Origin of the sequence: Longimicrobium sp., assembly GCA_036389795.1 — a bacterium.
Classification (GTDB): Bacteria; Gemmatimonadota; Gemmatimonadetes; order Longimicrobiales; family Longimicrobiaceae; genus Longimicrobium.
The window spans coordinates 18,253-32,387 of sequence record DASVWD010000157.1; the positions used below are offsets into that span (position 1 = coordinate 18,253).

At 72.6% G+C, this 14,135-nt stretch carries 8 protein-coding genes; 2 read left to right on the forward strand and 6 right to left on the reverse strand.

Going from position 1 to position 14,135, the window contains the following annotated elements:
• Positions 1-31 precede the first annotated feature (31 nt).
• The 6 genes from VF746_21360 to lepA all read right to left on the reverse strand — a co-directional run bounded on the left by VF746_21360 (position 32) and on the right by lepA (position 8,120).
• Positions 32-1,792, reverse strand: coding sequence for an Ig-like domain-containing protein (locus VF746_21360; protein ID HEX8694973.1), 1,761 nt, complete (start codon positions 1,790-1,792; stop codon positions 32-34).
• A gap of 134 nt (positions 1,793-1,926) precedes the next feature.
• A complete protein-coding gene (locus tag VF746_21365; protein ID HEX8694974.1) occupies positions 1,927-2,916 on the reverse strand; it encodes a carbohydrate kinase family protein in 990 nt (329 codons plus the stop codon).
• Between the two features lie 232 nt (positions 2,917-3,148).
• Complete coding sequence (locus tag VF746_21370; GenBank protein ID HEX8694975.1) at positions 3,149-4,153, reverse strand: ROK family protein; 1,005 nt, start codon at positions 4,151-4,153, stop codon at positions 3,149-3,151.
• Positions 4,150-5,016, reverse strand: coding sequence for a glycosyltransferase (locus VF746_21375; GenBank protein ID HEX8694976.1), 867 nt, complete (start codon positions 5,014-5,016; stop codon positions 4,150-4,152). The genes VF746_21370 and VF746_21375 overlap by 4 nt, the downstream gene beginning before the upstream one ends.
• Positions 5,016-5,696: an FkbM family methyltransferase gene (locus VF746_21380; GenBank protein ID HEX8694977.1), complete on the reverse strand. Its 681-nt coding sequence runs from the start codon at positions 5,694-5,696 to the stop codon at positions 5,016-5,018. The genes VF746_21375 and VF746_21380 overlap by 1 nt, the downstream gene beginning before the upstream one ends.
• Before the next feature lie 624 nt (positions 5,697-6,320).
• Positions 6,321-8,120: a translation elongation factor 4 gene (gene lepA, locus VF746_21385; protein HEX8694978.1), complete on the reverse strand. Its 1,800-nt coding sequence runs from the start codon at positions 8,118-8,120 to the stop codon at positions 6,321-6,323.
• A gap of 562 nt (positions 8,121-8,682) precedes the next feature.
• Between lepA and VF746_21390 the strand changes: the two genes are divergently transcribed.
• A complete protein-coding gene (locus VF746_21390; protein HEX8694979.1) occupies positions 8,683-9,987 on the forward strand; it encodes a hypothetical protein in 1,305 nt (434 codons plus the stop codon).
• A 2,005-nt stretch (positions 9,988-11,992) separates the two neighbouring features.
• Positions 11,993-14,083, forward strand: coding sequence for a S9 family peptidase (locus VF746_21395; GenBank protein HEX8694980.1), 2,091 nt, complete (start codon positions 11,993-11,995; stop codon positions 14,081-14,083).
• Positions 14,084-14,135: the final 52 nt, after the last annotated feature.

Below are 14,135 nucleotides of genomic sequence, written 5' to 3' on the forward strand. Positions count from 1 at the left end.
GACCAGGCGTGCTCCGCGTCGCGCGGAAGGCTCAGCGGGTGACGACGACCTCGGCGGGGAAGCCGGCCGCCCTGAGTTCCGCCGCGGTGTACGCCCGGCTGTTGCCGAGGGCGTCGAAGAACACCATCTGCACCGTCCAGGTCCCCTCCACCGACGAGGGGGGGAGCAGGATGGAACAGCGGAAGACGGCCGACTGCTGGGGGGCGCCCCCCGCCGGGTCGGCGCTGCACCCCCGCCCTCCCTGGTTGTCCGGCTGGCGGAGGTTCGCGCCCCCGACCCTGACCCCGGTTCCCGCGTCGGCCGCCGTGAAGCTGAACTCCACCGTGCTCCCCAGGTCGCCCAGGCTCACCCGGGTGGGGCTCACGGAGAGCGAGGTGAGGACGGGCGCCGTCACGTCCTCGCTGGCGCTCACCACCCGCAGCGTGCCGGGCAGGCCCGCGGCGGCCAGGGCGGGCGGGTCGTAGAGGACGCTGTTCCCCGCCTGGTCCCTGATCGTCACCCACAGGTTCCACGTCCCCGCCGCGGCGGACCGGGGGATGCTCAGCGTGCACCTCCACGTCCCCGCCGTCTGCGTGCCGCTGGCGGGCGCGAGCGCGGAGCACCCGGCCGACTGTCCGCCGGGCGGCTCCCCGCGGGTGGCCGCCAGGGCGGCGTTCACCTCCCTCACCCCGGCGCCTGCGTTCGCGGAGAGCACCACCTCCACGGACGCGGCGGAGGTGCTCACGTCCACCGCATCCGGGGTGATCGCCACCGCCGTCAGCGCGGGGCGGGCCGGCGGCGCGGTGTTGGCCACGGAGAAGGAGAAGGGGAGCCCCGCGGCCCGCAGGTCCGCCGTCCCCGAGTGTCCCTGGTTGCCGGCCCGGTCGATCAGGATCACGTCGTTGATGGTCCAGGTCCCCGGGACGGCCCCGCGCGGGACGGCGGCCGTGCACCTCCACACCCCGCTCGCCGGCGACCCGCCGACCAGCACGGCGGTCCCCGACGGCGAGTCGCTGCAGCCGGTCCCCGTCCCCGGCGCGGAGCCCTGGAAGATCACGAAGATCGACTCCACCCCGGTGCCGCCGTCGGCGGCCGACACCAGGACCTCCACGCTGGCGGCCGCCGAGGTCACGTCGACCGCCGCCGGCGCCAGCGACAGGCCCGTCAGCCTCGGCGCCGCCCGGTCCTCCGCCGTCACCGTCACCACCACCGAGCCGCTGCGCTCCTCGCTGGCCGCCGTGATGGTGGCCGTGCCGAGCGCGACGCCGGTGACCACCCCCGCCTCGCTCACCGCGGCCGTGCCGGGGTCGGACGACGACCAGCGCACCGGGCGCCCCGCGAGGGGGTTCCCCGCGCTGTCGCGCGGGACGGCGGCGAGCTGCAGCGCGTCGCCCTTCCCCAGGCTGGGCGCGGCCGGCGAGACGGTGACCGAGGCCACCGGGACCGCGGTGGCGGTGAAGGTGGCCGGAGGCACCCCGGCCACGCTGGCGGTCGCCGCGTTCCGCCCCGGCGCGCCCAGCGTCCACCCCGCCTTCGCGACCCCGGCCGAGTCCGTGACCGCGGCCGGCGCGCCGAGGGCGCCGCCTCCCTCCGCCACGCTCCACGTCACCGTCACCCCCGGCACCGCCCGCCCCCCGGCCGAGACGACCCTCACCGCCAGCGAGTCGAGGAGCGCCCCGGCTGGTGCGCCGGTCTGCCCGTCTCCGCCCACCTTCTCCAGGCGGGCGGGCCGCGGCGCCGTGGGGGAGTCGCCCGAGCAGGCGGCGAGCGCGGCAAAGAAGACCGTGGCGAGGAGACGGCGTCGGAGCGTCATGACGGGGATCGTCCTGTGAAGGGGGGACCAGCGGAACGCCTTCCATGAAAATTTTCCCAACAGGAGCGATGATAGCCCCGGCGGCCGGTCATGTCAACCGGTCGCCGGCCCCGGTCCCCGGCGCCTGCACGGCCTCAGGGCGGGGCGTCGATCGGGGAGCGGGCCCAGGCGTCGGCGGTGCGGCGGAGGTGGCGGTAGAGGCCGGTGGCGCCGCGGTGGCCCATCTTCGCGGCGGCCAGAGCGGTGGCGCGGGTGACGGCGTGCTCCAGCGACAGCCCGCCCAGGAGCCCGGCGAAAACGGCGGCGCCCCAGGCGTCGCCGCACCCGGTGGGGTCGCCGCCGTCGACCCGGCGCGCCAGGACGCGCCCGCCGCCGTCCTCCAGCCGCGGGCCGCCGCGCAGCCCGGGGCGCGAGTCGGCGTACGGGCGGGCCGCGTAGACGGCGCCGGCGGGGCCCAGCGTCACCAGCACGGCGTCGGGGCCGTGCCGGAGCAGCTCGGCGGGGACGGAGCGCGGGTCGGTGGAGGCGCCCAGCAGGCGCCGCTCGTCCTCGTTGAGCTGCACCACGTCAAAGCAGGCGAGCCACTCCTCCCAGTCGGGGAGCGGGCGGGGCTCGCGCGGCCCCTCGCCGGGAGGCCCCAGGAAGAGCGAGTGCAGGTCGGCGTAGACGGGGCCGCGGAACTCCCTCGCGATGCGCCGGGCCGTCTCCAGGTCCGTCTCCCAGCCGGAGAAGTAGTTGAGGTAGAGCGCGTCGAGCCCCTCGAGCACGGGCGCCAGCTCCTCCCACGTCCACCCGGGGACGGCGCCGGTGAGCCGCTCGCCGCGCCGCTCCGCGTCCAGGTAGCGCAGCTCCACGCGGTTGTTCGCCTGGGCGACGCGGACGAGCCCCGCGCGCGGGCCGACGCCTTCGAGGGTGTCGAGGTAGCGGTGCGCCTCGCCGAAGAGGTCGGCGCCGACCTTCGCGATGGGGACGATCTCCCACCCGCGCGGGAGCGCCGCCGCGCCGGCCGCCAGCGAGTACGCCACCCCGCCCCAGCTCTCGAACGGCCGCCCCGCCGCCTGGTCTTCCAGGGTCCAGATGGTGTCCCAGACGAAGGTGCCGAGAATGCCGACGCGCTTGGGCAAGGTGGAAAGTGCGTGAGTGCGTGAGTGCGGAAGTGTGCTGGCACCGAAGTGCGCGTGACGAAGACCGAGCCTACCCGACCTAACGCTTTTTCGCCGTTGCGGTTCGCTGTTGAAGCCTCACGTGGTTTGTGAGGCTTTCTGCAGTTGTAGCCGCGGATTCATCCGCCTTTGCCTGCGGATGCCGCGCTGCGTGGATCCCCGATGCAACCCGAGGTGCGGACCCGAGCCTCCCTCACACGTGCCCGTAGTTCTCCATCTTGAACACCGCCGCCGCGCCCACCACCCCCGCCGTCCCCGGCAGCTCGCCCGAGACGATGCGGCAGCACTCCTGGGCGGAGCGGAAGGCGCGCCGGCGCACCTCGGCGCGCAGGGGCCCGAAGAGGTGGTCGCCCGCGCGGGTGACGCCGCCCGCGATCACCACCATCTCGGGGTTCAGGATGTTGATGATGCTGGCGATCCCCGCCCCCAGGAACTTGGCGGTGTCCTTCATCACCTCGGTGGCGTAGGGGTCGCCCAGCACGGTGGCCTCGTAGACGGTGGCGGCGGTGATGTCCTCCACCTTCCCGTTCACCATCTCGGTCAGCATCGACTCGGCGCCCGCCTCCAGCCCCTCCACGGCCCGCACGGCGATGGCCGGGCCGCTGGCGTACTGCTCCAGGCACCCGTAGTTGCCGCACTTGCAGCGCCGCCCGTTGCTGTCGATGGTCATGTGCCCGATCTCGCCCGCCACGTCGCTGCAGCCGTGGTAGATCTCGCCGTTCAGCACGATCCCGCCGCCGATCCCCGTCCCCAGCGTGAGCCCCACCAGCGTCTGCGTCCCCCGCCCGGCGCCCAGCCACCACTCGCCGTAGGTGGCGCAGTTGGCGTCGTTGTCCAAGGTGCAGGGGAGCTTCACCGCGTTGGCGATCAGGTCGCGCAGCGGGAAGTTCCGCCACCCCAGGTTGGGGGTGTTGATCACCGTCCCCGTCTTGCGGTCCAGCGGCCCCGGGCTGCCGATCCCCACCCCGGCGATGGCGCCGCGCGTGGTCCCCGCCTCGGCGGTGACCTCGGCGATCGCCTCCTCCACCATGTGGACCATGCGGTCGACCACCGACTTGGCGCCGCGGTGGGCCTCGGTGGGGTGGGTGCGGAAGCCGAGCACGTCGCCGCCCTGGATCGGCAGCAGCCCCACCACCACGTTGGTGCCGCCGAGGTCCACGCCCACGATCCACCGCTTCTCGGCCGTTCCCGGGGTCATGCGTTCTCCTGTCGTACGGTCTCTCCCTCGACGCGGAGCGTGGGGTCGGGCCCCAGCTCGGCGATGCCGCGGCGGGCGCGCACCAGCCCCTCGCGGCGGATGGCGGCCAGGATCTCGCGGTTCCGGGCCACCACCTCGGGGCGGCGGTAGGGGCGGTCGTGGTGCAGGTGCAGGGCGACGGCGCGGTGGCGCACCTGGACGCCCTTCACCCCCGCGTTCTCCAGCCGGTAGCCCAGCGCCCGGTCCAGCCCGCCGTACCCCATCTCCCCCTCGAAGCCGTTGACGGCCAGGAGCGCCTCGCGCCAGGTGGACGCGTTGTTTCCGTGGAAGTGCGCCGCCGTGGGCGTCAGCCGGTCGAAGAAGGCCGCCAGCGGCCGCGAGCGCACCAGCCGGAGCGCGCGCCGCCCGGGGCGCCACCCCTGCGCGCGCAGCCACCCCAGGTCCGCCACCCGCCCCGACACCACGTCGTCCACCCCGATCCGCTCGCTGACGATCTGCGGAAGCTTGAGGTAACCCCCGGCGAGGTAGCGCCCGGGGCGCGCGAGCTTCCGGTGCACGTGCACCAGGTCGCGCCGGGGGATGCAGTCGCCGTCGGTGAACACCAGGTAGTCGCCCGCGGCGGCCACGATGGCGCGGTTCAGGATCTCGCTCTTGCGGAAGCCCCGGTCCTCGTGCCAGACGTGCAGCAGCTCGAGCCCCGCCTCGCGCCGCATCCGCCGGATCAGCTCGGCCGTCTCGGGCCCAGAGCCGTCGTCGGCCACCACCAGCTCGAAGTCGCGGTCGCTCTGCACGGCGTAGCCCCAGAGCACGCGCTCCAGGAAGGCCGGCTTCTCGTAGGTGGAGACCACCACGGAGATCCGCATCACCGCGCCGCCGCGCCGTCCGCGAGGCAGAGGACCTCGGTGGCGCGCTCCACGTCGTCCCCCACGATCGGCCGGAAGCCGTACCCCGTCTCCCGCAGCAGGTCCAGGCAGTACCGGTGCACTCCGGGGCCGTGGGTGGAGAGGAAGACGACCGGCCGCGCCGCCGCGAGCGTCTCGCGCGCCCCCTCCAGCACCGCGCCCTCGGCGCCCTCGACGTCGATCTTGACCGCCGCGGGGCGGAGGCCGTGCCGGCGGCAGAAGTCGTCGAGGCGCACCGTGCGCACCTCCAGCGCGCCGCCCTCGGCCAGGTGCCCCGTCCCGCTCCCCGTGCCGAAGTCGAAGCGCGCGGTTCCCTCCGCGTCGGAGACGGCGGCCCGCTCCGCGCGGACGTTCCGTCGCCCGTTGATCCGCGCGTGCCGCTCCAGGAACGAGAAGTTCTTCGGGTTCGGCTCGAAGGCCCACACCGTCCCCGCGTCGCCGGCCAGGACGGAGGCCAGGAGCGTGTAGTAGCCCACGTGCGCGCCCACGTCGAGCACGGTGTCGCCGGGGCGGATCCACTCCTGGAAGAGGCGGGTCTGCTCGCGCTCGTAGGTGCCGTTCAGGATGCGCAGGACCTTGCCGCGGCTCGCCGGCAGCCACCAGCGCCCCCGCAGCGGGCCCGCGATGATCGGAAGCCGCAAGGCTCGCCTGGTTTTCGGTTGATCGGAGGCAGTGGGCCCCGGGCGCGTTCGGTCCGTCCGGAGCCGCTCGCGACCTATTCTAACTCCCGCGCCGGAATCCTCAAAACCGGGCGGAGGTGGACGCTCGGCGGGACGAGGTGCAGCGTGATTCCTGCTGCTTCTCGAGTGGATTGGAAAACTACGGATCCGCCCGCTTCGACCAATCTCGGCGCGGCCGCGGGCGGGGCGCCGCCTCCCCGGCCCTCCCCCGCTGCGCGGGAGAGGGAGAACAGCAGTCCGGGCTCCGCCTGTCGCGCGCGAAGCCGGCCACCGGGAAGGCAGAGTAGATCCCTCAGGCGCCGCCGGGCCCCGGTACGGACACGGATTCGGTGCTGCGGCGCCTTCGGGATGACATTCGTCCGATTAGACGGTGGGAAACCAGTCCCGCTCGTCGCGCGCAGCGCCGAAGTCCCTCCCCTGAAGTTCGGGGGAGGGACAGGCGCGCCAGGCGCCAGGGCGGGGGCCGCCGGCCGCCGCGCCAATGTCAGTCGCAGCCGGCTCGATCCAGACGAGGAAACGACGGGGGCCGGAAGCAACCCATGCTCCCGGCCCCCTCGCACTTTCGCACTTTCGCACTCACGCACTTCAGTCTCCCACCTGCAGCACGGCCAGGAACGCCTCCTGGGGGATCTCCACGGTGCCCACCTGCTTCATCCGCTTCTTTCCTTCCTTCTGCTTCTCCAGGAGCTTGCGCTTGCGGGTGATGTCGCCGCCGTAGCACTTGGCGGTCACGTTCTTCCGCATGGCCTTGATCGATTCGCGGGCGATGATCTTGTTGCCGATCGCCGCCTGGATCGCCACCTCGAACATCTGCCTCGGGATCAGCTCGCGCAGCTTCTCGGCCACGTTGCGCCCGTACTCGTACGCCTTGTCGCGGTGGATGATCACGCTGAAGGCGTCCACCGGGTCCCCGTTGATCATCATGTCCAGCTTGATCAGCGGGTTCTGGCGGTAGTCGGCGAACTCGTAGTCGAGGCTCGCGTAGCCGCGCGTGGCCGACTTCAGGCGGTCGTAGTAGTCCAGGACGATCTCGGCCAGCGGCAGGTCGTAGGTGAGCTCCACCCGCTGGGGGTCGGGGTACGTCATCCCCTTGAAGTCGCCGCGGCGCTCGTGGCAGAGCTTCTGGACGGCGCCGATGTACTCGGCGGGCGTCATGATGCGCGCCCGCACGTACGGCTCCTCGATACGGTCGATCTTGGTGGGGTCCGGCAGCCCGCTGGGGCTCTCGATCCAGCGCTCGCTCCCGTCGGTCATCACCACCCGGTACTTCACGTTGGGGACGGTGGTGATCAGGTCCAGGTCGAACTCCCGCTCCAGCCGCTCGCGGATGATCTCCAGGTGCAAGAGACCCAGGAAGCCGCAGCGGAAGCCGAAGCCGAGCGCGGTGGAGGTCTCCGGCTCGTACGAGAGCGAGGCGTCGTTGAGCTGCAGCTTGGCCAGCGCGTCGCGCAGCTCCTCGTACTGCTCGGTGTCGGTGGGGTAGATCCCCGCGAACACCATCGGCTTGACTTCCTGGTAGCCGGGCAGCAGCTCGGTGGCGCGGTTCTCGGCGTCCAGGATGGTGTCGCCCGAGCGGGTGTCGGAGACGCGCTTGATCCCGGCGATCAGGTACCCCACCTCCCCGGGGCGCAGCTCGGGGAGCGGGTAGCGGCCGAGCTGCAGGTAGCCCACCTCGTCCACCGGGTACACCGAGTCGTTGGAGCCGAAGGCGATGCGCATCCCCGGCCGGAACACGCCGTCCACCACGCGGATGCTGGGGACGGCGCCCACGTACTTGTCGTAGTAGCTGTCGAAGATGAGCGCCCTGGGCGGCGCGGCCGGATCTCCCTGCGGCGGCGGCACGCGCGCGACCACCGCCTCCAGGATGTCGTCGATCCCGACGCCAGCCTTGGCCGAGGCCAGGATCACCTCGTCGGGGTCGATCCCCAGCAGGTCCACCAGCTCCTCGCGGCGCCTCTCGGGCTCGGCGCCGGGGAGGTCGATCTTGTTGAGCACGGGGATGATCTCCAGCCCCGCGTCCATGGCCAGGAACAGGTTGGAGAGCGTCTGCGCCTGCACCCCCTGGCTGGCGTCGACGACCAGGATGGCGCCCTCGCACGCGGCCAGCGAGCGCGAGACCTCGTAGGTGAAGTCGACGTGCCCGGGGGTGTCGATCAGGTTCAGCTCGTACTCCCGGCCGTCGCGCGCGGCGTACTGCATCCGCACGGCGTTCAGCTTGATGGTGATCCCCCGCTCGCGCTCGATGTCCATCGAGTCGAGCACCTGGTCCTTCATCTCGCGGCTCTGGAGGGTGCGGGTGGATTCCAGCAGCCGGTCCGCCAGGGTGCTCTTCCCGTGGTCGATGTGGGCGACGATGCAGAAGTTACGGATGTGCTCTATGCGCAACGTGCGGTCTCTCGCAGGCGGAAACGGGCGTACGAACGATCGGGTCTGAAGCGGCTACAAGCTACCGCAAACGCGAAGGGCGAGGAAGCCCCGCCCTTGCGGCTCCGGTACACCGCTGGAGCGGCGAGGTGCGGCACCGGGGGAGGCCCCCTCCCCGCGCGACCCTCGGCTGCTCGTTCCTCGCGGCCGGAGGGCGCGCTCCCTCCCCCGCTGCGCGGTGGAGGGGAAACACCCCCGGCGCTTCGCGCGACGAAACCAGGTGCCGGCAAGGGGTTCGCTGTTGAAGCCTCGCGGGGTTTGCGAGGCTTTCTGCTGTTGTAGCCGCGGCTTCAGCCGCCCGTGCGAGCCGGGCGCTCGTGCCACCCCCGCGGCCCGCGAGTTGCCCCTCCCCCTGCGCCGGACCGGCGCGCGCGGCCCCACTCGCGCGCGGCGGTCCGCGAGGCTAACTTCAAACCCCACAACGAGAACCACACCGCCCGCGCCCCCGCCCCGGCTCCCTTCCGGCGCCGGGGCCGCCACCTCGCGCGCGCGGGCAGAACGCCACGACGAAAGCAGAATGCAGATGAGGAGTTCGCTCGTTCGCACCGCGGTCACGGTCTTCACGCTCGCCGCCGCCGCGCCGGCGGCCGCACAGGTGCCGCTCACCCCGCGCTCGCTGGGGATGGGGGGCGCGTACGTGGCGGTGGCGCGCGGGCACGAGGCGCTGTTCCTGAACCCCGCCAACCTGGGGCTACCGGGCACCTCGCACTGGTCGTTCGGCATCCCCACCCTCACCCTGGGCTACTCGCTGCTGGGGATCGGCTACGGCGACGCGCGCGACCTGCTGGGCTTCGACGAGCTGGACCAGGCCGAGCGCGACGAGATCCTGGAGAAGATCCCCGAGCCCGGCACCGAGCTGCGCGGCGACCTGCGCATCCCCCTGGTGGCGGCGCAGATCCGCCGCTTCGCCGTGGGCGTCTCGTACGGCATCATCGGGAGCCACACGGTGGACCGCGACATCGTGGACCTGCTGCTGAACGGCCCCATCCTGGGCCGCAACGACGACGTGCTCCCGGACGAGACGCAGGGCTTCCGCGCCGAGTACGTCGACTTCGCGCTGGCCCACGGGCGCCGCTTCGGGCCGGTGAGCGTGGGGGCCACGGCGCACTGGTACCTCGGCAACACGCTGCTGCGCGCCGGGATCACCAGCGTGCAGGTGGTCACCGCGCCGCAGCCGGACGTGCTGGTCACGTACAGCGGCGTGAAGTCCGAGGGCGGCAGCGGCTTCGGGCTCGACCTGGGGCTCGCCGCCGAGCCGGCGCCGGGGGTCACCGTCTCCGCCTCGCTCGGCAACGTGGTGAACACCTTCGAGTGGGACGATGCTCTGCGCCGGCGCCGCCTGGTCCTCGACCGCACCGACTACCAGAGCGGCGACCCCGACGCGCTCCTGGGCGAGTACGAGGCGAGCGAGACCGACTACGACCCGGCCACCTCCACTGCGGCCGAGCAGGCGCTCGCCGCGGACCTGGAGGAGGGGACCGAGCTGCCGCGCACGCTGCGCGTGGGCGCGGCCTGGCGGCCGGCGGCGCTGCGCAACGCCGTCTTCGCGGCCGCCTACCAGGGGAACCTGGAGGACAGCCGGGTGGGCGGGATGTGGGACCGGAGCCTGAGCGTGGGTTGGCAGCAGCAGTTCACCCGCATGGTGGGCCTGCGCGCCGGCGTGGCGTCGAACCTGGACGACGGCGGCCTGCTGGGGGCGGGCGTCTCGTTCGGCCCCGTGCACCTGGGCGTCGCGCGGCTGAGCGACGGCAGCGTCGACGGCAAGGGCCGCGACGGCTGGACCTTCACCTTCGGCCTGGGCACGCGCAGCAACAGCACCATGCCGTAGCGCGTCGGCGGGAGACGGGGAAGATGCGAACGACGGGGGCGGCGCCGGGTGCGCCGCCCCCGTTCTCGTGTGTCCTGGCACCGGCCGGGCCGCGGAGATGATGGGTCGACCACCACCGGGCCCCGCCAGGCGCGCCGCGGCCCGCGCGCCCTCGGCTCGTCCCGCCGGCCGAACGCGTACGCCGGTCCGGCGATACCGTGGACGGTAGCCCGGCAAGACGGCCGGAGCGCGACCGAACCAGGGAGGAAAGCGAGGAGGAAGATGAACACCGCTACCGGCATCCGCGCGGGGAACGACTCGGGGCAGGACGTCGACTACAGGATCTCGCCCGGCGGCAGCCACTGAACATCCGGGGCGGGTGGGCGCGCGTGGGGCCACCCGGCCGGATCGGCTCCACCCCACGCACCAGGGCCACGGAGGTCCCATGCACGCAGCCACCGGCATCCGCGCGGGGACGGGACAGGACGTGGACTACAGGCTCTCGGGCGGCGACAGCCACTGAACACCCGGTCGGGTGGGTGGGCGTGGGACCCACCCGGCTGGTCGACTCCCATCCTACGCGCCAGGACCACGGAGGTCACATGCACGCAGCTACCGGCATGCGCACGGGGAACGACGCGGGACAGGACATCGAGTTCAGGATCGCGCCCGACGGCCGCTGAGCCCACCCCACGCACCAGGACGACGGAGGGTCACATGCACGCAGCTACAGGTATCCGCGCGGGAGGGCAGGACATCGACATCAGGACCTCGCCCGGCGGCAGCCACTGAGCACCGCGGCCGGGTGGGCGCGCGTCGGGCCACCCGGCCGGACGGCTCCACCCCACGCACCACGACGACGGAGGGTCACATGCACGCAGCTACCGGCATCCGCGCGGGGAACGACTCGGGGCAGGACATCGACTTCAGGATCTCGCCCGGCGGCTAGCGGCCGAAGCGCCTCCGCATCGCGGAGGGCCGCACCCGGCCGGACGGCTCCCGCGAGCCGTCCGGCCCGAGCGTTTTATCTCCGCCGGACGACCGATCGACGCCGGGTCGCCATCCCTGGTTTCCGAGCCTGCCGCGGCCGGGTCCTGTGCTCGTCCCGTATGCACGCACGACAGCCGAGCCCACCCAGTCCGCACCACGGCCCGCTCGCCCACAGTTCATCCCAACCTCCACGCGCGCACGGCCATCCACGGGTACCCTGGACCGTGGCTCCGGTACGACGCCGGGGGCCACCGCTTCCCCGGGACGAGGGAGGTTCCGATGCACACCTCGACGGCTCTCCGTGCGGGCATGGACGTCACCAACAGCACGGGCGAGAGCACGGATTACCGGGTAACCGCCAGGCCGGGCGGCTGACCGGGACACCCCCGACTCCCTGACCAGGAGGCCCACGATGAAGAACGCCACGAGCATCCGTGCGGGGATGGAAGTCTCCAACAGCACGGGCCAGAACACGAACGTCAGGGTCACCGGCACCGGCGGAAACTGAGCGGGAGGCCACGATGAAGACCGCCACCAGCATCCGTGCGGGGATGGAAGTCTCCAACGGCACGGGCCAGAACACCGACTACCGGGTCAGCGGCACCGGTGGTCAGGGCTGAGAAGGAGGATCGGATGAACGCCACGACCAGCATCCGCGCGGGGATGGACGTGTCCAACAGCACGGGGGAGAGCACGGGATACCGGGTCCTCGGCTCCGGGCAGTGAGCCCGCGGACAGCGCGCCATCTGGAGAACGACCCATGCACGCAGAGGCAACGATGAAGACCACGACCAGCACCCGCGCAGGAATGGACGTTTCCAACAGCACGGGCCAGAACACGGACTACCGCGTCGCCAGCGGTGGCGGCGGATCTCCCTGAACGGGCTCGGGACAGCACACACCGGCCGGACGGCTCCTGCGAGCCGTCCGGCCGCGTTTCGTCCCCGCCCGACGATTTGCTCCCGCCGCGCTTCCGCCCTACGTTTGTCCCGTCTTCCCCTTCCTTTCGGCACCGGTTCTATCCGCAGGAGCACCCATGAAGCGCACGCTACGAGCGGCGGCCCTCGTCCTGGCCGCGCTGCCCCCGCTGGCCGCCCCGGCCCGCGCGCAGCAGCCCCCGGTGGACACCCTCTTCACCGTGGAGAAGTACCTGGACCTGGAGCAGGTGACCGACCCGCAGGTCTCGCCCGACGGGCGCACCGTGGTCTACACCCGCCGCTGGGTGAACCGGGTGGAGGACCGCTGGGACTCGTCGCTGTGGATCATGGACGCCGACGGCTCGCACAACCGCTTCCTCACCCGGGGCTCCAACCCCGTCTGGTCGCCCGACGGCACCCGCATCGCCTACCTGGCCGAGGGCGAGCCGCGCGGCGCGCAGGTGTGGGTGCGCTGGATGGACGCCGAGGGGGCCTCCTCGCAGGTCACCCGCGTGGACCGCGCGCCGGCCAACATCGGGTGGTCGCCCGACGGGAAGACGCTCGGCTTCACCATGTTCGTGCCGAAGACCACGCCGTGGAACATCAGCATGCCCTCCGCTCCCGAGGGCGCCCGCTGGACGGCCGCGCCCCGGGTGGTGGACCGGCTGCACTACCGGCAGGACCGGCAGGGCTTCACCGAGCCCGGCTTCGTGCACCTCTTCGTGGTCCCCGCCGACGGGGGCACCCCGCGCCAGCTCACCCGCGGCGACTGGAACGTGGGGTACCGCTTCGACATGCTGGCCGGCACGGTGAACTGGAGCTGGACGCCGGACGGGCGCACCATCGTGATCGAGGGGCTGAACGACCCGCAGGCCGACCTGCGCTACCGCGACTCGCACCTGTACGCGGTGGACGTGGCCGGCGGCACGGTCCGCCAGCTCACCCGCGAGCGCGGCACCTGGCGCCAGCCCGCCGTCTCGCGCGACGGGCGCTGGATCGCCTTCACCGGCTACGCCTTCACCCCGCAGACCTACCGGGCCGAGGACCTGTACGTGATGGCGCTGGACGGCGGCGGGATGCGCAAGGTCTCCGGCTCGCTGGACCGAGACCCGCTCAACCTGCGCTGGGCCCCCGACGACTCCGGCGTCTACTTCTCGGTGGAGGACCGCGGCGCGCGCAACGTCTACTTCGCCCCGCTCTCCGGCTCTGTCCGGGCGGTCACCACGGGGGCGCACTACCTGACGCTCGGCTCGGTGGCCAGGAACGGCACCGCGTTCGGCATCCGCTCCAGCCCGCGCGAGGCCGACGACGTGGCGCGCATCGACCTGCGCCGCGGCGGCGTCGCGCAGCTCACGCGGGTGAACGAAGACGTGCTGGGGCGGCTGAAGACGGGAGAGGTGGAGGAGGTGTGGTACACGTCGAGCGGCGGCGCGCGGGTGCAGGGGTGGATCGTCAAGCCCCCCTCCTTCGACGCCGGCCGCAAGTACCCGCTGATCCTGGAGATCCACGGCGGCCCGCACGCGATGTACAACGTGGGCTTCAACTCGATGTTCCAGAACTTCGCGGCCGGCGGCTACGTGGTGCTCTACACCAACCCGCGCGGGAGCACGGGCTACGGCACCGCCTTCGGCAACGCCATCGACCGGGCGTACCCGAGCGTGGACTACGACGACCTGATGGCGGGGGTGGACGCCGTGCTCGCGCGCGGCTACGTGGACCCGGCGCGGATGTACGTGGGCGGGTGCAGCGGCGGCGGCGTGCTCACCAGCTGGGTGATCGGCCACACCGACCGCTTCGCCGCGGCCGCCGTGCGCTGCCCGGTGATCAACTGGCTCTCCTTCCACGGGCAGACCGACATCCCGCTCTTCGTGGGCAACTTCTTCGAGAAGCCGTTCTGGGAGGACCCGCAGCCGTGGCTCAGGCAGAGCCCGCTGATGTACGTGGGCAACGTGAAGACTCCCACCCTGCTGATGACGGGCGACCTGGACCTGCGCACCCCGATGCCGCAGACCGAGGAGTACTTCGCGGCGCTCAAGGCGCGCGGCGTCCCCTCGGCGCTCCTGCGCTTCGCGGGCGAGTACCACGGCACCAGCAGCCGGCCCAGCAACTGGATGCGCACCCAGCTCTACATGATGAGCTGGTTCGAGCGCTACGGCGCCAGGAAGGAGGACGGCGCCGCACCCGCGCGGACCACGGCGTCGCAGCCGTAGGGCCGGCGACGAAATGATGGCACCGACGAGGGGCGGCGGCCGCATGGTCGTC

Bases quoted from the DNA above. Each gene is read 5' to 3' on its own strand.
- VF746_21360 (HEX8694973.1), bottom strand. From the start codon at position 1,792: ATGACGCTCCGACGCCGTCTCCTCGCCACGGTCTTCTTTGCCGCGCTC.
- VF746_21370 (HEX8694975.1), bottom strand. From the start codon at position 4,153: ATGACCCCGGGAACGGCCGAGAAGCGGTGGATCGTGGGCGTGGACCTC.
- VF746_21375 (HEX8694976.1), bottom strand. From the start codon at position 5,016: ATGCGGATCTCCGTGGTGGTCTCCACCTACGAGAAGCCGGCCTTCCTG.
- VF746_21390 (HEX8694979.1), top strand. From the start codon at position 8,683: ATGAGGAGTTCGCTCGTTCGCACCGCGGTCACGGTCTTCACGCTCGCC.
- VF746_21395 (HEX8694980.1), top strand. From the start codon at position 11,993: ATGAAGCGCACGCTACGAGCGGCGGCCCTCGTCCTGGCCGCGCTGCCC.